Origin of the sequence: Mannheimia granulomatis (assembly GCF_013377255.1) — a bacterium.
Lineage (GTDB): Bacteria > Pseudomonadota > Gammaproteobacteria > Enterobacterales > Pasteurellaceae > Mannheimia > Mannheimia granulomatis.
Map to the genome: position 1 here is coordinate 218,003 of NZ_CP016614.1, position 21,512 is coordinate 239,514.

Consider the following 21,512-nt stretch of genomic DNA (forward strand, 5'->3'; position numbering starts at 1 on the left):
GTACCTTCTTAATTCACTTGTAATTGGTGCAAATAGGAATAAAGGCCGTTACTGTTTTGAAGTAACTCTTGGTGCTTACCTTGCTCTACAATTTCACCTTTTTCCATCACGATAATTCGGTCGGCATTTTTAACTGTAGATAAACGGTGAGCAATTATAATCACAGTTCGACCTTGGCATATTTTTTGCATATTTCGCATAATAATATGCTCAGACTCGTAATCGAGCGCACTGGTAGCTTCATCAAAAATCAGAATTTTAGGATTGTTGACCAATGCTCTGGCAATGGCAATTCGCTGTCTTTGTCCACCAGAAAGACCCGCACCTTGTTCACCTACTACGGTGTTATAACCTTCGCGTAACTCGGAAATAAAGTCATGGGCACCGGCTAATTTGGCTGCATAGATAATGCGTTCCATCGGCATACTTGGATCCGATAATGCAATGTTGTCTCGGATGCTACGATTTAATAGCACGTTATCTTGCAACACGACACCAATTTGGCGGCGAAGCCAGTTTGGATCAGCTAAAGCTAAGTCATGTCCATCAATGAGAACTTGCCCGTTTTCAGGGATGTAAAAGCGTTGTAGCAGCTTCGTAAGGGTGCTTTTGCCTGAGCCGGAACGCCCAACAATCCCAATTACTTCACCTTGTTTAATGTCTAAATTGACATTATTTAGAATTGTTGGTGCATCGGGTTTATATCTGAAGCGGATATTTCTAAATGCCACATTCCCCTGTATTTCAGGAAGAGATAATTTCCCTTGATATTGCTCGGTCGGTGAGTTTAGTACGTCGCCTAAACGCGTAACAGAAATACCGACTTGTTGGAAATCTTGCCATAATTGTGCCAAGCGAATAACAGGAGCAATAACTTGTCCTGAAAGCATATTAAAGGCGATTAATTGTCCGATACTTAAATCACCGGAAATCACAAGATGTGCACCTAACCATAAGTTAATCACCATAACGGTTTTTTGGATAAGTTGTACGCCTTGCTGCCCAATTGTAGCCAGCACAGTTACACGAAAACTGGATGAAACATAGCTTGCTAATTGTTTATCCCAAGTGTCGGTCATTTGTGGTGATACAGCCATTGCTTTGATCATATTAATAGCTGTAACCGATTCCACCAAAAATGCTTGGTTATCCGCACCTCTGGCAAATTTATCGTCTAGGCGGCGCCTTAAAATCGGGCTGATAAATATTGACCATAAGATATAGCATGGTAAAGAGCCAAGAATAACCAGCGTGAGCTTAGGGCTGTAGTACCACATCACTGCAAAAAAGATAAATGAGAAAAGTAAATCCAACACTGAAGTGAGCGCTTGGCCGGTGAGAAAATTACGAATTTGATCTAATTCTCTGACTCTGGCAACGGTATCGCCAACCCGCCGATTTTCAAAGTAGGAAATCGGCAATGCCAATAAATGGCGAAATAATCTTGCCCCTAATTCCACATCAATGCGACTGGTACTATGGGAGAATACGTAAGTTCGCAAACCGCTTAAGACAATTTCAAATATAATGACAATTGCCAATGCTACGGTGATGATATTTAAGGTTGAGAAGCCTCGATGTACCAATACTTTATCCATCACAACTTGGAAGAATAGCGGTGTAATTAAGGCAAAAATTTGCAAAAAGATGGAAACAAGCAAGGTTTCTAAAAAGATTTTCCTGTATTTAATAACAGCAGGAATAAACCATGTAAAGTCAAATTTAGCCAACTGACCGACAATAGAAGCCCTTGAAGTGACTAGGATAATTTTCCCTTGGTAACAACTTTCAAACTCTTCCTGAGAGAGAATCTTGGGGGCATCTTGCTCTAAATCATAAGTTAAGTAACGTTTTTTATCGGTATCGATTTTTACCAATAAAAAGTGCTTACCGTTGTCTTGCCATACCAGTGCAGGCAAATTAACTAAGTGCAAGCGGGAAATTTCTTTTTTAATATGTTTGGCTTTAAGTTCTAATGATTTTGCAGCCAATAGCCAAGAAGTTAAGGTGAGACCTTTTCCTTCGATATCAAATTTATGTTTTATTTCTTCTGGATTGAGGGGAATATTATGATATTGGGCAAGCATTTTCAGAGCAACTAATCCAAGATCATTGCTTTGATGATTAACTTCCATGAAATCTCCTTTTAAAAAATAAAATAGCAACTCCATAATGCGTAAACAATATAGAGTTGCTAAACATTTAAAATATTAAGCTGCTCTTACAAATTGTACAGATTGGGTATGTTCATACAATGATGTAGGAACGCCAAGCCCCATTCTACTATCGTTTGAAGAGGCAAATGCGCCTGCAGATGAAACAAGTTTATTTAAGCTATTTGAAGCAAATCTACTTTCTTTGAGTAAAGCACTGCTTTCAGCAATTTTCGCCAATTCATCTTGGGCAATTTTACCGTTACCTTTTTCGATCAGTTCATCAATTTGCTTAGAGGTAATACGCTCACCTTGTCGGCCAATGATTTCTTCAATTTTTTCGTCTGCTGTTGCTTTATAATTGGGCACAGTTTTAGCGAAATCTGCTTCACGGAACCAGTTTTGAATTGTCACTTTCTCTTGTCTTTTATTTGTAATTACAAGGTGATGGTTCACTTTTTCGAAGGTTAAATCTTTAAGATTTGAGTCCGCGAAAGATAATTTATCATTACCGCCGGAGTCGCTAATTAAATCATTGCCATCTCCTTGACGGTGTACGAAAATATCATTGCCTTTACCGCCGAGTAAGGTATCATCACCTTTACCACCATCGATAAAGTCATCACCGTCACCACCATCGATAGCATCAGCGCCTTTACCACCGAATAAACGGTCATTGCCGGCATTACCGTCAATCGTATCAACGCCATCACCACCGTGGAAGGCATCATCAAATTTACTACCTTTAAAGGTATCGTTGTGTGAAGTACCGATAATCTCTTCGATCGATTTTAAGGTATCTGTTGTATAGTAACCGGCATGCTGTCTATTGTTACCGTGACGATATTCAATTTTCTCTTCACGGCTACCAACCAGAGTAGAGTGAGTTGCAGTGACTTCGTGTAGAGCTTTACCTGTTTCAACAAAACGTTTAACTGTATAGCTACCTTTAACTGTTTCATTTGTTGCATCAATGGTTAATGCACCGTAATCGCCTCGGCTATAATGCACGCGGTCATGACCGTTACCACCATCAATTTCTGTGGTACCTGAACCAACAAATACGTTGTCATCACCATCACCAAGATTTGCGACAATTTTGGTTTCTTTCGTCTTGATTACATTATCTGCATGATCTAATTCAACGCCAATACGTTGAACGACATTAGTTAGATCAAAAGTAGAACTTGCCGCACCATCAGTAATTTTCCAGCTATCTACACGGTTAATATTTAACTTAGTAATATATTCATATTTACCGGTTTGTACACGCTGACGATTTTCTACACCTGGAGTGAGAAGCGGTGTTCTAAATAAAATATGCTGAGTTTTCGCATTGCCTGAATTGCTGACATCAATGACGCCTGTAGCAGAATTTAATTGCACGAATTTATCTGCTTTTAAGTGTTTGCCTTCTTCAAATGCATCCACATAGGCTTTTCCACTCATTACTTTTTCACCTAAACGGCTGATACCGGCGAGATCACCAATATTACTATCCCATTGTCGTTGCGTAATTGCGATAACGCGCTCTGCTTGCAACTCTTTATTAAGATTGAGTAATTTACGCATATTGTCTTGCAGATCGGCTAAATGGCGAGAGTCGTAGCCATTTTCGAAGTAATTTTTGCCGTTATGTTTTTTCTCCCAATCCACAATCTTATCGTGAATTTTATTCGCCACATGCTCAAACATAGCTTGTTTAGAATATTGTAGAATGGTTGAGATAATTCCGGTGATACCAGAAACAAGTAAGGCAATTGGTGCACCGACTAAAGAACCGGCTGCAGCGGCTGAAACACCACCTGAAATTGCAGCTAATGCAGTATTAATTGCGGTTACGGAAGCATCTATAGTACCTGTTCCTCGTTGGTATTCAGCGAGTAAACTATCTCCGTCATAACCTAGTTTTTTAAATCTTTCTGCATAACTTTCTAATGCTTTAGCATGCTTAAATTTATCTGCGATTCCCGCAAAGGCAAGTGGACTGATAGCGAGTGCTACTGTAGAGGCAATTAATGCTGCCACTGGACCTGTAGTAGATAAACCTGCTGCAACACGTTGTGCTAAAATATAAGAAGAAACTGCTTTGGTGATATTACCGACGACTTGATTAACAAGCTCAACACCTGCACCGACTTTTCTACCTGTAGATGCATTTTTATCTGCCAAAACAAGTGCTGCAGTTGCACCGGAAAGTAAACCAGAAATCACTTCTAAACCAAGACTTGCTTTACCTAAGCCTTCAAGATTTTTCAGTTTTTCACTTAAAGCACCTAAACCTTTTACATTTTGTAATTTGGTGCCTAATTGGCTAATTTGATCTGCAAAACTATCAATTGTTTGAACAGAATTCGCAATGTTTTCAATTAAAGAGTTAGTTAACTCTAAACCGGCTTTTGCTAAATCAAGTTCACTCCCGTTTTTTTTCAGAATTTCGTCTAAATCCATACCGGCCATTACAGAGCCTAAAATGGATTGAATACCGGATAATACTGTTTTTGCTCTACCGACATTTTGAGCGATTGCTTGAGCTGAGCCTAAGGACTGTCCCAATTTGGTTTTTTGTAGTTGCTTATTGAGTTGTTCTGCAGAAAGAACAATACCGCGTTCGCTAAAGCCAAGCACATTTTGAATTGTACCTAAGCTTGTTTGGGCCGTAGCAATGTCATTACGTTCTTCTCTTTGTACCTCAATACCTAATTCTTCAGCAGCCTTCACTAAGTCTTGAAGACCATTACCTTGATTTGAATCGTAATCTTTAGGCACAGCTAAAATCAGTTTTTTTGCTCCTGTTTTTAACGATTGACCGGTTTTATTCAATCCACTTTTAGTTGCTGCAAGTGTTCTGTTGAATCCGTTTTTGGTCGCACCTAGTGTGCTTTTAAGATTAGTCTTAATCGTATTAAGTCTAGTACCCATAAGGGATGTCTCCTTTTATATTTAGTAAAATCAAAATTTATTTTTTAATGCTTCTGCGAGTTCATTTTGATATGAATCAAAGCGTTTTTTCGCTATTTTTCTATCTAATTTACCTCCTTTGAAGTAGGCTATTTTGCCCAGTTCTTTCTGTTTTGGATAAAAACGTATAGATCTGACGATAGTATCGGGAAATTTATTACACATTTTTTCATAAAGTAATTGCGAATGCCCAAATGGTGCTACCCAATCAATGATCCAACGTCTATCCCCCGACTGCCACTCATCAGGTGAGAGTGAAGCAATATCCCTAATATATTTCACCTCTGTTTCAAGGTTTAAATCAGCCCAGCTACAATAAGCAATGGGTATTCCATTATCAACAAGTAGCATATATTGTTCATTTTCAATGGCAGGGATGACATTTCTGGCTAGCAAAGAATTGCTCCATTCTTTATGTAAAGGAGAGTTCATCCATAGCCAAGTGATTTTTCCTAATAGATTAAAGTTAGTTTCGTTCATAGTTTTTACTTGATAATCATTCTGAATTGAGTTGAAAGCACAGAATAATATAATCTTTTTTATGTAAAGATCCAGTTTTTTTGCTGCTGTTTGGCATATTTTTGGATTTTCGATTTTTAAATGAACTATTTGGAAAATAAAATGTTTTCTTTTTGTACAAAGTGTTTTAGTAATAAACAAAATGGTAACATACTAAAATTAATGTAACATATATTTATCATTAAAATTTATGTGGTTATAGTGGGGAGAGAAATTCGATCAGAGATTAATTTGATAGAGAGAGGATGTAATTTGATTGTTTTTTCACTATTTTGGTGGCGATTGATTTTCAACGGAGTGATACAAGTGGTCATTTTTCTGCAAAATTTTGCGACAAACGCTTGCGTTTGAACGTTGGCTTTGCCAACGGCTCCAAAGGAGCGAGCGTAGCGAGTAAAAAACAACCGCTTGTTTAAATAGTTATAAGCCTTTTAATCGCTGATAAAGCTCAGCAAATTTCTGGCGTTTAGTTTGATATTCCGCATGGCGAGCCGGGTTTGGTTGATAAACCTGTTCTAATGGTAACGGTTGGCAGAATTCAGCAATATCCCGATTTGGATTTAATGCAATTTGAGCCAATTTTGCTGCCCCTAAAGCCGGGCCGACATCCCCCCCGTACGGTATTCAACAGTTTTACCACTAATATCGGCGAGTAATTGTCGCCAGTAGGCACTTTTCGCACCACCACCAATAAGGGTGATATTATTTGCGGTTACCCCTGTTTCGTGCAATACATCAATACTTTCCGCCATTGCAAAACTGACTCCTTCAATCACCGCTTTTGCCATTGTGACTCGGTCCTCGTTATGGCTTAATCCCCAAAATATGCCTTTGGCGTAGGGATCATTATGTGGTGTGCGTTCACCTGATAAATAAGGTAGGAATATAACTTCTGTTTCCGTTTGATTTTCTTCAACCTGTTGAAATAAGGTCGGTACATCTTTAAAGCCCAAAGATTTCGCAGCCCAATCCACCGCGGAAGCCGCACTTAAAATCACTGACATCAAGTGCCATCGATCAGGTAAGGCGTGACAGAAACTATGTACCGCTTTTTTTGGGATTAGCATAGAATTTATCACCCACCACAAAATAAACCCCCGAAGTACCCAACGACAACATTGCCTGCCCTGCTTGGTGAAGACCGATACCGATCGCTCCTGCTGCGTTATCGCCACCACCGGCTACTACCGGTACTTCTTTGATTTTCCATTGTTGAGCAATCTCTTTGCGTAAATAACCTGTGATTTGGTTGCCTTCAAACAGTTTTGGCATATTGTCTAGATCGAGCCCACAGGCATTTAGTAGTGTTTGGTTCCAATCCCGTTTGCCTACATCCAGCCACATTGTGCCTGAAGCATCAGACATATCTGAAGCATATTCGCCTGTCATTAATAGTCTTAAATAATCTTTTGGTAGCAGTACTTTACTGACTTGTTCAGCGATATTTGGTAAATGTTTATTGACCCATTTTAATTTAGGTGCCGTAAATCCAGGCATCATTAAGTTGCCGGTAATATCACGGCTGTTTGGCACTAAATTTTCCAGTTCCTCACATTCGGCAACACTGCGTCCATCATTCCATAAAATGGCCGGGGAAAGGATATTATCTGATTTGTCTAATAAAGTCGCACCGTGCATTTGCCCGGTTAGCCCGATAGCTTTTACCTTGCTTAAGTCTTGTTGGTTAGCTAATTCAAGCATTGCCTCATTGGTGGCATTCCACCAATCTTGAGGATTTTGCTCAGACCATAACGGTTGTGGGCGGGAAATAGGGAGATACTTTTGGGTGATCGCAACAATGTGTTGGGTTTCATCAAGTAGAACAACTTTAACCCCAGAAGTACCAAGATCAATTCCAATATACATAAATACTCCTTAATATAAAAAAACAAGCGGTCATTTTATTCAGGAAATTTGCAATTTTAAATTTTGGAGATCTATCTCCCCTCTTTAGCAAAGAGGGGAGGGGGAGATTTGGCAGAAGAAATAAACGGAGAAAATAAGATAAAAAGTATCAAACTAAATTTAAAAATTAGAGGAGTTATCTTTCTCTCACTTCGCTAATCACTCCTGCCAAATCTCCCCTAGCCCCTCTTTGCTAAAGAGGGGGATCAGATCGAATATAAATTTGCAAATAATTGATAAAAAACAACCGCTTATCACAATTAACGATAAATATAGCTATTCACTAAATTTTCTAAATATTCTTGCTGACCGGAAACTGGTTTTGGATCTAAGCCTTGGGTTTCTACGATTTTAGCGAGAGCTTCAAGGCTGGCTTTGCCTGTTAAGATTTGCTGACCAAGATCTTGATTCCAGCCTGCGTAGCGGTTATCGACCACTTTTTGTAACGTTTGGTCTTCAAACATTTTCGCCGCTTGTTTTAGTGATAATGCTAACACATCCATTGCACCGATATGAGCATGGAATAAATCATACGGGTCGGTGCTTTGGCGGCGGATTTTCGCATCAAAGTTGAAACCGCCTGTAGTGAAACCGCCTGCTTTTAAGATTTCGTACATTACAAGGGTGTTTTCTTCCACGCTGTTTGGGAATTGGTCGGTATCCCAGCCTAATTGTGGGTCGCCACGGTTAGCGTCGATAGAACCAAAGATGCCTAATGCCGTTGCAGTCGCAATTTCGTGTTGGAAGGTATGTCCTGCAAGCGTCGCGTGGTTGGCTTCAATGTTCATTTTGATTTCATTTTCTAAACCGAACTGTTTTAAGAAACCGTAAACGGTTGCTACATCGTAATCGTATTGGTGTTTGGTTGGCTCTTGTGGTTTTGGCTCAATTAATAGTATGCCTTTAAAGACGATTTTATGTTTATGTTCTACCACTAATTGCATAAAGCGACCGATTTGTTCACGCTCACGTTTGAGATCGGTATTGAGTAAGGTTTTATAACCTTCACGTCCGCCCCATAACACATAGTTTTCACCGCCTAAGCGTTGGGTAGCGTTCATTGCGGTAAAGACTTGTGCCGCCGCCCAAGCAAAGACTTCCGGATTTGGGTTGGTCGAAGCACCTGACATATAGCGAGGATTAGTAAAGCAGTTTGCCGTCCCCCACAATAATTTTACGCCGGTTTCTGCTTGTTTTTTCTCTAAAATATCTACAATGGTGTTGAAGTTATGGAGATATTCTTTGAAATTATTGCCTTCAGGGGCGATATCTACATCGTGGAAACAGTAGTAAGGCACACCTAATTTTTGGAAAAACTCAAAGGCAATTTCCGCTTTTTGTTTCGCACCTTGCAATAAATCGCCAGTTTTTTGCCAGCTACGATCCAATGAACCGACACCAAACATATCATTACCTGTCCAGCAGAATGTGTGCCAATAACAGACCGCTAAACGCAGATGCTCAGCCATTGTTTTTCCTAAAATCACTTCATTTGGATTATAGTGTTTAAACGCAAAAGGATTGGTTGAGTTTGCTCCTTCAAATTGGACTTTCGAGATTTTGTCAAAATAGTTAGACATACTAATGCTCCTCTGAATTGGAAAATAATCTTTCGGCAACATCATCGGAGAATTATCAAAACCATTCAATTACGATATTTCGTTTTTTTATTTCGATTATTGGTTAATGTGGCGTAGATCACAAAAGTAAAAAAACGTAATCGTATTAAGAAATATGATAATTGAACTTGATTTGAAATCAGCCCAGACTTTGAGCGAGCGAGAACAGGCTCGAACATTATTTTTATAACTAATGAGGTGAACTATGAAACTCAAGTCCAAATTATTAGCTGTTGCTGCCACCTTAATGGCATTTAGCCACTCGGCAATTGCCAAGGATCTTAAAATCGGTATGTCGATTGATGATCTACGTTTGGAAAGATGGCAAAAAGACCGAGATATTTTTGTAAATAAAGCGGAAGCCTTAGGGGCAAAGGTGTTTGTTCAATCTGCAAACGGCGATGCAACCGCTCAAATTTCCCAAATTGAGAATATGCTAAATAAAGATATTGATGTATTAGTGATTATTCCGTTTAACGGTGAAGTGTTATCAAACGTGATTGCGGAAGCGAAAAAAGAAGGTGTTAAAGTTTTAGCTTATGACCGCTTAATCAATAATGCCGATATTGATTTCTATGTTTCGTTCGATAATGAAAAAGTGGGTGAGTTACAAGCACAAAGCATTATCGAGCAAAAACCGGAAGGGAATTATTTCTTAATGGGGGGATCACCTGTTGATAACAATGCGAAATTATTCCGTAAAGGTCAAATGAAAGTGTTACAACCACATATTAACAGCGGAAAAATCAAAGTAGTAGGCGATCAATGGGTTGATTCTTGGTTAGCGGAAAAAGCCTTACAAATTATGGAAAATGCTTTAACCGCCAATAAAAACAATATTGATGCGGTAGTGGCTTCAAACGATGCCACCGCAGGCGGTGCAATCCAAGCGTTAAGTGCTCAGGGCTTAGCAAAGTGGCGATTTCTGGTCAAGATGCAGACTTAGCGGCAATCAAACGCATTATTGCGGGTACACAAACAATGACTGTTTATAAGCCAATTACGAATCTTGCAGATAAAGCAGCTGAAATTGCAGTAGCACTGGGTAAAGAAGAAAAAGTTGAAAGCAATGCGAAATTAAATAACGGCAACAAAGAGGTTGAATCTTACTTATTAGAGCCTGTGGTAGTAACCAAAGACAATATTGATGACACCGTGATTAAAGACGGCTTCCACACCAAAGATGCAGTATATAAATAAATCACTTTAATTTTTCTATATGGCGAGGCTTCCTCGCCATTTTTGAAAATAAGGGGCTAAGTATGGCGAAATTATTAGAAATGAATAACATCACTAAAAAATTTGGTGAAGTTGTAGCATTAAATAATATTTCAATTTCCCTTGAAACCGGTGAAATACTTTCTTTGTGTGGTGAAAATGGTTCAGGCAAATCAACCTTAATGAAAGTATTGTGTGGCATTTATCCTGCCGGTGAGTATGAAGGGGAAATCTATTTTTCCGGCGAGAAACTGATTGCCAAAAATATTAAAGATACCGAAGAAAAAGGCATTTCCATTATTCACCAAGAATTGACCTTAGTAAAAAATATGTCGATTTTGGAGAATATGTTTTTAGGGAATGAAATTACCCAATCTGGATTGACCTGTGATAACGAAATGTATCTGCGTTGTAAAACCTTGCTAGAGCAAGTGCAACTGGATATTGACCCAAACACCAAAGTTGGGGAGTTAGGCTTAGGGCAGCAACAATTGGTTGAAATTGCCAAAGCATTGAACAAACAGGTGCGTTTATTAATTTTGGACGAACCAACAGCCTCTCTTACTGAAAAAGAAACCGATATTCTGCTTAATTTAATTAAAGACTTAAAAGCTCATAACATTGCTTGCGTTTATATTTCTCACAAATTGAACGAAGTCAAAGCCATTTCCGACAAAATCTGTGTAATTCGTGATGGTGAGCATATCGGTACGCGTTCGGCAATGGGGATGAGTGAAGATGATATTATCACGATGATGGTCGGGCGTGAAATTACCTCGCTTTACCCACACGAACCGCACGAGATTGGCGAAGAAATTTTGCGTGTTGAAAACATTACCGCTTGGCACCCAACTAATACGCATATCAAGCGGGTAGATAATGCCAATTTTGTGCTACACAAAGGTGAAATTTTAGGTGTGGCAGGTTTGGTCGGTTCAGGGCGAACTGAAATGGCACAATGTATTTTCGGCTCTTATCAAGGAAAATATCAGGCAGATATTTATCTCAACAATCAAAAAATAAAAATTAAAAATTGTGCTCAAGCCATTGAAAATCACATTGTAATGGTGCCGGAAGATCGCAAAAAACACGGCATTGTGCCGATTATGGGGGTAGGCAAAAATATTACTCTCTCTGCACTGCCACAATTTTGTTTTGGAAAAAAAGTGATAAATGAACCGCTTGAAGAAACCATTATCAACCAATCTATTGCCAAACTAAAAGTAAAAACTTCCTCGCCTGAATTAGCCATTGGGCGGTTAAGTGGCGGTAATCAACAAAAAGCGATTTTAGCAAAATGTTTGCTGCTCAATCCGAAAATCTTAATTTTAGACGAGCCGACACGCGGTATTGATGTAGGGGCAAAATATGAAATTTATAAACTTATCAATCAATTAGCCCAAGAAGGAATGGCGATTATTGTGATCTCTTCCGAATTACCAGAAGTATTAGGCATTAGCGACCGTGTGTTAGTAATGCACGAGGGCAAAATCAAAGCAAATCTCATCAACCAGAATTTAACCCAAGAAAAAGTGATGGAAGCGGCACTTAAGGAGTAATCTATGAATAAGTTAAAATCCATTAATTTACAAGTCTATATTATGCTGATTGCCATTGTAGTGATTATGAGTTTTTTCTCAATCGCAACAGATGGCGCCTATTTAAGTGCAAGAAATATCTCTAACCTGTTACGCCAAACTTCCATCACCGGTATCCTTGCCATTGGTATGGTGTTTGTGATTATCTCGGCAGAAATTGACTTATCGGTTGGCTCACTAATGGGGCTACTCGGTGGTTTTGCGGCAATCAGTAATGTTTGGTGGGGCTGGCCGTTACCTTTAACTATCCTTGTTACGCTTCTCTTAGGCTTAGTGATTGGATCGTGGAACGGCTGGTGGGTTGCCTATCAAAAAGTCCCATCTTTTATTGTAACCCTTGCGGGTATGCTGGCGTTTCGTGGAATCTTAGTAGGTATTACTAATGGTACAACGGTTTCGCCTATCAGCGAAGAGATGACCACTATCGGTCAAGGCTACTTGCCTGATATGGTAGGGATGATTTTAGGCACTGTTGCGGTCTTTTGCTTTATCGCTTGGGGGAGTTATCAACGTAAAGCTAGACAGAATCTGAATTTGACCGTTTCTCCAATGCCAAAAGAAACCGTGAAATACGGTCTTGTAGCAATTCTCGTGCTAGGTGCAATCTATCTACTTAACGATTATCGTGGTATGCCAATTCCTGTATTAATTCTCTGCTTATTAGCGGTTGCTGGTACATTTATTGCGAGAAAAACGGCATTTGGTCGTCATATTTACGCGATTGGTGGCAATATTGAGGCGGCTCGTTTATCGGGCATTGCAGTGGAAAAAGTTAAGTTAACCATTTTTGCTCTTAACGGTTTATTAGTGGCCGTTGCCGGTTTGATTTTAAGCTCTCGACTTGGTGCAGGTGCACCATCAGCAGGGCAAAATGCTGAGCTTGATGCCATTGCTGCCTGTGTCATTGGTGGGGCAAGTTTAGCGGGTGGTATCGGTACAATTTACGGTGTTGTTATCGGAGCATTTATCATTGCTTTACTGGATAACGGAATGAGTATGCTTGATGTGCCAACCTTCTGGCAATATATCGTAAAAGGGGCGATTTTACTGCTTGCGGTTTGGGTGGATACAATAAGCAAGAAAAAAGCCTAATTGATCTCCTGATACAAGCGGTCGTTTTTTGTAAAAAAATTGCAAAAAACGACCGCTTGTCTAGAATGATATAAATGTAAATCTTTAATAGCCCTAAATTGTTTTGAAACAGAAACATCACTTTCACTCAACGGAGATACTTATGAAACAACGCAGATTTGGTAAAACCAACAAAATGGTGTCAGAAATTGGTTTAGGTACTTGGCAGCTTGGGACGAAATGGGGTGATCCGTTTAATCACCGAGAGGCAATGGCAATTTTAGAAACTGCTTATGAGCAAGGCATCAATTTTATTGATACCGCTGATGTGTATAACAACGGGCAAAGTGAGAAAGCCATTGGTGAGATTTTAAAAAAATACCCTGACTTTTTCTATGTGGTTACCAAGTGTGGGCGGGCGTTAAATCCACATACCGCTGAAATGTACACGCCACAGGCAATCGAAAAATTTGTTGATGGTAGTTTAAGCCGTTTAGGTACAGAAAAGTTGGATATGATTTTGCTTCATTGCCCACCAACTTCTGTGTATTGCAATGATGAGATCTTTTCTAAATTAGAACAGCTTAAAACTAGCGGAAAATTAATCGACTACGGTGTGAGTATCGAAACTGTCGAAAAAGGTTTGTTGGCAATGGATTACGATATTGCGGCAATGGAAGTGATCTTCAATATGTTCCGTCTAAAACCGCTCGAACAGCTATTCCCGACAGCACAACAAAAAGATGTTGGCATTATTGCCCGAGTGCCTTTAGCAAGTGGTTTATTAACCGGTAGATATAATGCCAATACGAAATTTGGAAAAGACGATCACCGCACATTTAACCGACAAGGTGAAGCCTTTGATAAAGGTGAAACTTTCTCCGGCGTGGACTATCAACTTGGCTTACAAGCCGTGGAAGAACTGAAAGCCTTATTCGGCACGGAAGATTTAATTCCTTATGCATTACGTTGGGTATTGATGAATAATGCGGTAAGTACAGTGATTCCTGGGGCAAGTAAAGTTTCACAAGTGATTACTAATGCAGAGGCGGATAACTTCTCATCATTAAGTGAAAGCGAAATGCAAAAAGTGGAAGAGATTTATAACCGATTAATTCGCCCAAGTGTATATCATTTGTGGTAAATTTTAATAACTAAAGTATGAAAAGCGGACGAGATAAATTGTCTAATCTGCTTTTCTTTTTTTATCCTCTTTGATTAAGCAATCATTTTCTTTTATAGTTAACCACTAAAGCAATAGTTGGGAGGCTAAATGATAGAGCAACGTTATAAAATCGCCCTGCTTTTTAATGCGAATAAAATTTATGACCGCGGTGTTATGCAAGGAATAGGGCAATTTATTCAAGCCTCGCAATGTTCTTGGGATATTTTCGTAGAAGATGATTTTGTCTATCATAAAAACACGATTGAAAGCCTCTCTATTGATGGAATTATTGCTGACTTTGACGATCCGGAAACCGTTGAGCTGTTAAAAGACATAGATGTTCCGATAGTTGCTGTTGGTGGCTCATACCACAATCCGGATTATTATCCTAATTTCCCTTATGTTGCGACAGATAATTACGCTTTGGTCGAGATGGCCTTTTTGCACCTTAAGCAAAAAGGTATTAATCAATTTGCTTTTTATGGTTACCCTGCCGAAACAGAAAAACACTGGGCAATTGAACGCCAAAATGCTTTTATTCAGTTAATGGAAAAATATGAGCATCAGATAAATTTTTATATTGGCGAACAGGCACATTCAGATAATTGGACTGAATTACAAACCAAATTAGGAGAATGGTTACAAACTTTACCATCCCACACAGGCATTATTGCAGTAACCGATGCGCGTGCCAGACATTTGCTTCAAACTTGTGAGCACCTAAAAATTACGGTGCCGGAGCAGCTTTGTGTGATTGGCATTGATAACGAAGAGCTAATTCAATATCTTTCCCGAGTGTCGCTTTCTTCCGTCACACAAGGTACTTCACAAATCGGCTATCATGCTGCTAAGCTGCTACATCGTCAATTAAATAATTTCCCTGTTTCACAAAAACCAATTCTGATCCCACCACTTAAAGTAGAAGAACGCCGTTCAACAGATTACCGATCTTTACAAGACCCAGCTGTGATTCAAGCTATGCATTTTATTCGCCATCGAGCTTGTCAGGGAATTAAAGTAGAGCAGGTTTTGGATCATTTAAGAATGTCTCGTTCAAATCTAGAACAGCGTTTTAAAGATGAAATGAATAAAACAGTTCATCAAGTTATTCACGAAGAAAAACTATCCAGAGCAAAATATATGTTGAAATTTACTGATATTCCAACCCAAGAAATAGCTCATGTTTGTGGTTATCCGTCATTACAATATTTTTATGCGGTGTTCAAAAAAGAGTTCGGTAAAACACCAAAAGAATTTAGGGATGAATAACAACAAGCGGTCATTTTTTTGGAAAAATTTACGTTTGCTTTTTAAACTTCAGTTATAATCGGTTAACTTCAATTTTGTAAACTTATCCAAGCAAATGACCAAACCTAAACGTCCGACACTACAAGATATCGCGATTCATCTCGGCATTACTAAAATGACAGTGAGCCGTTATTTACGTGATCCTAATACAGTTGCCAGAGATACCGGTGCAAAAATTGCCGAAGCTATCGAACAGTTTGGTTATATTCCTAATCGTACACCGGATATCCTTTCAAATGCAAAGAGCCGGGCAATTGGTGTGTTAGTGCCGTCTTTAACCAATCAAGTTTTTGCAGATGTGATTAAAGGAATTGAACAAATCACCGATGAGGCTGGCTATCAAACTATGTTGGCTCACTATGGCTATAGTGAGAAAAAAGAAGAACAGCGGATCGAATCTCTGCTTTCTTATCATATCGATGGCATTATTTTATCGGAAAATCATCATTCCCCTCGTACATTAAAAATGTTGGAAGTGGCGCATATTCCGGTGATAGAAATTATGGATAGTAGCGAAATAGGTATTCAGCAAGCGGTCGGTTTTGATAATTTTTCTGCAGCACAGGCAATGGTGGAGGCTATGATTGCTCGCGGTAGCAGGCATATTGTCTATTTTGGGGCGAGAATGGATAAACGCTCTCAGCTTAAAATGCAGGGATATGCTTATGCGATGCAAAAGAATGGTTTAGTGCCAAATAGCATTACAACAGAAGAACATTCCTCGTTTACATTGGGGGCGAAGCAGTTACAGCAAGCATTGGTACAGTTTCCGGGAATCGATGGAATTTTCTGCACTAATGACGACTTAGCCATTGGTGCCTTGTTTGAGTGCCAGCGGTTAGATATTTCCGTACCGAAGCAGATTAAAATTGCCGGTTTTCATGGGCACGATGTCGGGCAATCGCTCACACCGCAGCTGGCGAGTGTCATCACCCCTCGTTTAGAAATTGGTCGAGTAGCAGCAACCGAATTATTGAAACGTTTAAATGGCGTGCCACAGCAGAGCACAATTATCAATTTGGGATATCAAATATATTTAGGCGAGAGTGTGTAATAAACAGCTTTTTGCGCAATTTACTCACTTGTATTGCCAATCACCCCTAATAGCCATAAAAAAATTATAATAATTTACATTATTTAATTTTCTTTAAATTAAATTTGCATTATCATGAGAATGATTTTCATTTTTTTAAAGGAGATTTTGAAAATGTTTAAATTAAAGCAAAGTTTTATTCTAATTAATCTTGCTTTTCTTGCCGCCTGCTCCAGCAATGGTGGAAGCTTTGATGTTGATTCAGTTAAGCAAAATACAGAAAAAAAAGCTGAATACAAACCTAAATATGCTGATGATGACTCCGCACCTCGTCGTAAAGTTACTGACGCTGAAGCTAATGCCTTGACTCAACCGGGTTTAGGTTTTGAAACAAAAATTCCGTATCGTAATGGTTATCCCGTCAATCGATTAAATCCAACTCCTGCACCAGCTGTTTATATTAATGAGAAAGACATTGTACAGATTAATGGCTCACTCTCAACGTTACCACATGAAGCTGAATTACGAGATAAGCTGAATGAAGATAACCGTATTGTTCATTCTGCAGACAAAGAAAAGCTTGATCGCCAAAGTAACTATAATTTTGTGCGTGCTGGTTTTGTTGCTCATCAAGAACCTATCAGCACACGGCTTAACCATTCAGAAAAAATCCATTATGAGTATCACCATGGTTATCTCTATTATCTAGGTGAAAAACCTGCTACAGCATTACCAGAAAGAACAGCAACTTATCGTGGACATTGGGCTTATGTTACTAATGCGCAGCATAATACCGAACGTTTCGCTGGTAAGAGTAATGATACTGATCCACTCATTAAACAAGATAAAGGCAATGCAGGTAGTCATTATGGTGCTACTAATTTATCACTGGAAAATATCAATAATGAAGATCCAAATGGAAAAATTGGACACAGTACTGAAATTAACGTGAATTTTAGTGATAAAACGCTCACTGGCAAATTAAGCAGTAATGGGGTTGTGGTTAAAAATCAACCTCAGGAAATTAAAGAGCGTTATACTATTGAAGCCAAACTTAATGGTAACCGTTTTACGGGAAAAGCGATATCGTCAGATAAAAACAGTGCCTATTTCGGTGCAGATTCCAACACTCTCGAAGGCGGTTTTTTTGGTCCTAATGCACAAGAACTGGCCGGAAAATTCTTAGCTGATGATAAATCTATTTTTGTGGTTTTTGCCGGTAAACGTGATAGTAAAGAGGGTGATGCTGAGCAAGCCTTTGATGCAGTGAAAGTCCGTTTATCCGATTTAAGCAAAACCGATTTAGATACCTTCGGGCGGGCTACTCATTTGGTGATTGGTGGTAGACAGGTTCCGTTATTGGCTGACGGTAAAAGTTCATTCTCTGAAATGGCTTTTGATGATGCAATTACCCGCAAAATTGGCGATAAAACATACAAAATTTCTGTCTGCTGTAACAACTTAGACTATGTGAAATTCGGAACTTACGAAGAAGAAGGAAGCAGTGATGGTTATCAATACTTGGTTGGAGAACGTACTGCAGTAAAAGATCTTCCTTCCGGCAAAGCACACTATCGTGGTACTTGGAATGGTGTCATTGACAGTAAAAACGGTAAACGTAGTGCTGAATCACCAAGTAATAAAGATGGTGGCACCCGTGCTTTGTTTGATGTCGATTTCGGTGATAAATCGATCAAAGGTAAACTGATTGCTAACAATGGCGTAGATGATCGCCCGATGCTTAGTTTAGACGGCAAAATTCAAGGTAACGGCTTTACAGGTACGGCAAAAACCGGCACAGAGGGCTTTAATATTGACCCGGGCAGCACAGCAGGAGGGACAGTTGTTCACTTAAATGCGCCATTCTCTGGCGGTTTTTACGGTAAAAATGCGGCAGAACTGGGCGGGGTGGTACATAGTGCTGAAGCTAATCAGGATAAAGTCAGCATTACCTTTGGAGGCAAACGCCAAGTAGAACAATAATAAGGAGCCCGTTTGCTTACAAGCGGTGCATTTTTAATAAAAATTTACAAAAGCAAATGAAGGAGATCATACCTAATGAAAGAGCATCATTTTCGCTATTCACCTGTTGCATTAGCGATTCTGTTTACACTTACCGACCAATATAGCATTGCAGCAGAGAAGGCAGAAAATAACGATATTACTGTGTTGGATGAAGTAGTCGTTACCGAAAGCCGTTACACTCATGAACGCCAAAACGAAGTAACTGGTTTGGGCAAAGTAGTAAAAAACTATAGTGAGATGAATAAAAATCAAATTTTGGGCATCCGTGATTTGACTCGCTACGATCCCGGTATTTCAGTGGTGGAACAAGGTCGTGGCGCCAGTAGTGGTTATGCCATTCGAGGGGTGGATAAAAACCGTATTGGAATGCTGGTAGATGGTATCCCGCAAGCACAGCATTATAATACTCTCGGCTCAAGTGCTAATGGTGGGGCGATAAATGAAATCGAATATGAGAATATTCGCTCAATTGAATTAAGTAAAGGGGCAAGCTCTGCCGAATATGGCTCCGGTGCCCTCGGTGGTGCAATTGGTTTTCGCAGCAAAGATGCACAGGATGTAATTAAAGATGGACAACAGTGGGGATTAGACACTAAAACAGCCTATACTAGCAAAAATAGTCATTTTTTACAATCTATCGCCGTCGCCGGGGAAGCTAACGGCTTCGAAGCTGTTGTGATAGCCACCCATCGTCACGGTAAAGAGACTAAAATTCACTCCGAAGCCAACAAACTACATCATAATATTAAACGCATCACCGGTTTTGAAAATCGCTATGATCTTTATCCCGGTTCCGTTCAAAATGCCCCCGGAGGATTATTTTTTATCGTAGAAGATGCTTGCCCAACACTAGATTGTACTCCACGAGCAAGCGTTAAACTGAATCGTGATAATTTCCCCCTTAGAAAATCGCCGGAATATACTCCCGAAGAACGTAAACAACTCGAACAAATTCCTTATCGCACCACGCGACTCTCTGCCAAGGAGTATACCGGTAAAGAGCGTATCGCTCCAAATCCGTTAGATTACAAAAGCAATTCTGTTTTTGTAAAATTAGGCTACCACTTTACCTCCTCTCATTATCTTGGCATGGTGTTAGAGGAAACTAAGCAACGCTATGATATACGCGATATGCAAACACCTGCTTATTATACTAAAGACGATATTGATATTAGGATCGACAATCTGGAAAGTAAAAACCCCGTTTATGAAGGCAATAATATTTTAGATGGTTTGGTTTTTAATCGAACCATTCCCTATGGTCTTCGCTATAGCCATGTGAAATTCTTTGATGAGCGTCACCACAAACATCGTTTAGGCTTTAACTATAAATATCAACCGGAAAATAATCGTTGGTTGGATAGTATTAAGTTCAGTGCCGATAAACAAGATATTGAATTATATAGCCGTATGCACCGTTTGCATTGCAGTGATTACCCAGTCGTCGACAAAAACTGCCGTCCGACCTTGGATAAATCTTGGTCTATGTATCAAACTGAACGCAATAATTATCAAGAAAAGCACCGCTTAGTTCGCTTAGAATTTGATAAAGCGCTCACTGCCGGGCAAGGGATATTTAAGCAGACCCATAAACTGAATTTGGGGCTTGGCTTTGATCGTTTTAATTCTCTTATGAACCACGGTGATATGTATGCTCAATATACCAAAGGGGGGTATATCAACATTCGCGGTAGAGGAAGATTAGACGATCCTTATATCTATCGACGCCTTCCGCGAAGTATAGAAACCGTCCCATTCTGTAATAATGCTCATGGTGGTATTTTAAATTGTGAACCACGTAGTATTAAAGGTGATAACCGCTTTCTCAGCTTCCGTGATCTGATAACCAGTGAATATCTTGATCTTGGACTCGGTATTCGTTTTGATCAGCATAGATTCAAATCAGATGATCCTTGGACCTTAAGTAGAACCTATCGAAATTGGTCTTGGAATGGCGGCATCACGCTCAAACCAAGTGACTTTATCTCACTTTCATACCGTATCTCCAATGGATTTAGAGTACCAGCGTTCTATGAACTTTATGGTAAACGAACTCATGTTGGCTTGATTGATAATGAATATGTACGACGTGAGCAACGCAGTCATAGCTTAGAGCCGGAAAAATCCATGAATCATGAAATGGGGGTAAGTTTTAAAGGGCAATTTGGTTATATTGATGTAAGCTATTTCCGCAATAATTATCGCAATATGATCGCAACGGCTTGTAAAAAGCTCATGCATAAGAAATCTGAATGTTTCTATAACTACCATAATATTCAAGATGTAGTTTTAAATGGGGTGAATTTAATCGCTAAATTCGATCTACATGGTATCCTATCACTAATTCCTGATGGGTTTTATTCCTCTGTGGCGTATAACCGTGTCAAAGTTAAAGATCAGAGACTGACCGAGCCAAGATTGACCAGCGTAAATGATCCGATATTAGATGCGATTCAACCGGCTCGTTATGTCCTCGCATTGGGCTACGAACATCCAGAAGAAAAATGGGGAATTGGCATTACTACCACCTATTCCAAAGCGAAAAAAGCTAGTGAGGTAGCAGGCACCCGTCATCATGGTATCTATCGAGTTGATTTAGGTGGCAAACTCACCAACTCTTGGTATACGCACGATATTACTGGTTATTTGAATTATAAACACTACACCTTACGTGGCGGTATTTATAATGTGACTAATCGCAAATATTCCGCTTGGGAATCGGTGCGTCAATCTGGTGTGAATGCCGTCAACCAAGACCATGGTAGCAATTACACTCGTTTTGCAGCCCCTGGGCGGAATTTCAGTTTAGCATTTGAAATGAAATTCTAATCTAAAAAATAAGTTGGAAAATAGCAGGCTAAATTTAGCCTGCTATTTTCCAACTTGAGCACACAGAATAATAGACTTTTTGTGAAACTTTGCAAGAATTCGAGTCGT

The 21,512-nt window shown here is 39.4% G+C and carries 11 protein-coding genes and 2 pseudogenes; 8 read left to right on the forward strand and 5 right to left on the reverse strand.

Annotated features, from left to right (window positions below):
* Positions 1-8: 8 nt before the first annotated feature.
* From A6B41_RS01055 to xylA, 5 genes and pseudogenes are all read right to left on the reverse strand, one after another.
* Positions 9-2,135 carry a type I secretion system permease/ATPase gene (locus tag A6B41_RS01055; RefSeq protein WP_027073402.1) on the reverse strand — a complete coding sequence of 709 codons (2,127 nt, stop codon included), beginning with the start codon at positions 2,133-2,135 and terminating at the stop codon, positions 9-11.
* Between the two features lie 75 nt (positions 2,136-2,210).
* Complete coding sequence (locus A6B41_RS01060; RefSeq protein ID WP_027073401.1) at positions 2,211-5,075, reverse strand: RTX family hemolysin; 2,865 nt, start codon at positions 5,073-5,075, stop codon at positions 2,211-2,213.
* Positions 5,076-5,105: 30 nt separating this feature from the next.
* On the reverse strand, positions 5,106-5,594 hold the full coding sequence (locus A6B41_RS01065; protein WP_027073400.1) for a toxin-activating lysine-acyltransferase: 489 nt from the start codon (positions 5,592-5,594) through the stop codon (positions 5,106-5,108).
* Positions 5,595-6,053: 459 nt separating this feature from the next.
* Positions 6,054-7,499 (reverse strand): annotated as a pseudogene (gene xylB / locus A6B41_RS01070) (xylulokinase).
* A 299-nt stretch (positions 7,500-7,798) separates the two neighbouring features.
* Complete coding sequence (gene xylA / locus A6B41_RS01075; protein ID WP_027073399.1) at positions 7,799-9,118, reverse strand: xylose isomerase; 1,320 nt, start codon at positions 9,116-9,118, stop codon at positions 7,799-7,801.
* A 244-nt stretch (positions 9,119-9,362) separates the two neighbouring features.
* Here xylA and xylF point away from each other — a divergent pair.
* From xylF to A6B41_RS01115, 8 genes and pseudogenes are all read left to right on the forward strand, one after another.
* Positions 9,363-10,357, forward strand: a pseudogene (xylF, locus tag A6B41_RS01080) (D-xylose ABC transporter substrate-binding protein).
* A gap of 62 nt (positions 10,358-10,419) precedes the next feature.
* Complete coding sequence (gene xylG, locus A6B41_RS01085; RefSeq protein WP_027073398.1) at positions 10,420-11,934, forward strand: D-xylose ABC transporter ATP-binding protein; 1,515 nt, start codon at positions 10,420-10,422, stop codon at positions 11,932-11,934.
* A gap of 3 nt (positions 11,935-11,937) precedes the next feature.
* Positions 11,938-13,065, forward strand: coding sequence for a sugar ABC transporter permease (locus A6B41_RS01090; protein ID WP_027073397.1), 1,128 nt, complete (start codon positions 11,938-11,940; stop codon positions 13,063-13,065).
* A gap of 142 nt (positions 13,066-13,207) precedes the next feature.
* A complete protein-coding gene (locus tag A6B41_RS01095) occupies positions 13,208-14,188 on the forward strand; it encodes an aldo/keto reductase (RefSeq protein ID WP_027073396.1) in 981 nt (326 codons plus the stop codon).
* A gap of 129 nt (positions 14,189-14,317) precedes the next feature.
* Positions 14,318-15,478 (forward strand): XylR family transcriptional regulator, encoded by a 1,161-nt coding sequence (locus tag A6B41_RS01100; protein ID WP_027073395.1) that lies wholly within the window; start codon positions 14,318-14,320, stop codon positions 15,476-15,478.
* Positions 15,479-15,572: 94 nt separating this feature from the next.
* On the forward strand, positions 15,573-16,571 hold the full coding sequence (gntR, locus tag A6B41_RS01105) for a gluconate operon transcriptional repressor GntR (RefSeq protein WP_027073394.1): 999 nt from the start codon (positions 15,573-15,575) through the stop codon (positions 16,569-16,571).
* A gap of 153 nt (positions 16,572-16,724) precedes the next feature.
* Positions 16,725-18,533 (forward strand): transferrin-binding protein-like solute binding protein, encoded by a 1,809-nt coding sequence (locus A6B41_RS01110; RefSeq protein ID WP_027073393.1) that lies wholly within the window; start codon positions 16,725-16,727, stop codon positions 18,531-18,533.
* Between the two features lie 75 nt (positions 18,534-18,608).
* Positions 18,609-21,404: a lactoferrin/transferrin family TonB-dependent receptor gene (locus tag A6B41_RS01115; RefSeq protein ID WP_027073392.1), complete on the forward strand. Its 2,796-nt coding sequence runs from the start codon at positions 18,609-18,611 to the stop codon at positions 21,402-21,404.
* Positions 21,405-21,512: the final 108 nt, after the last annotated feature.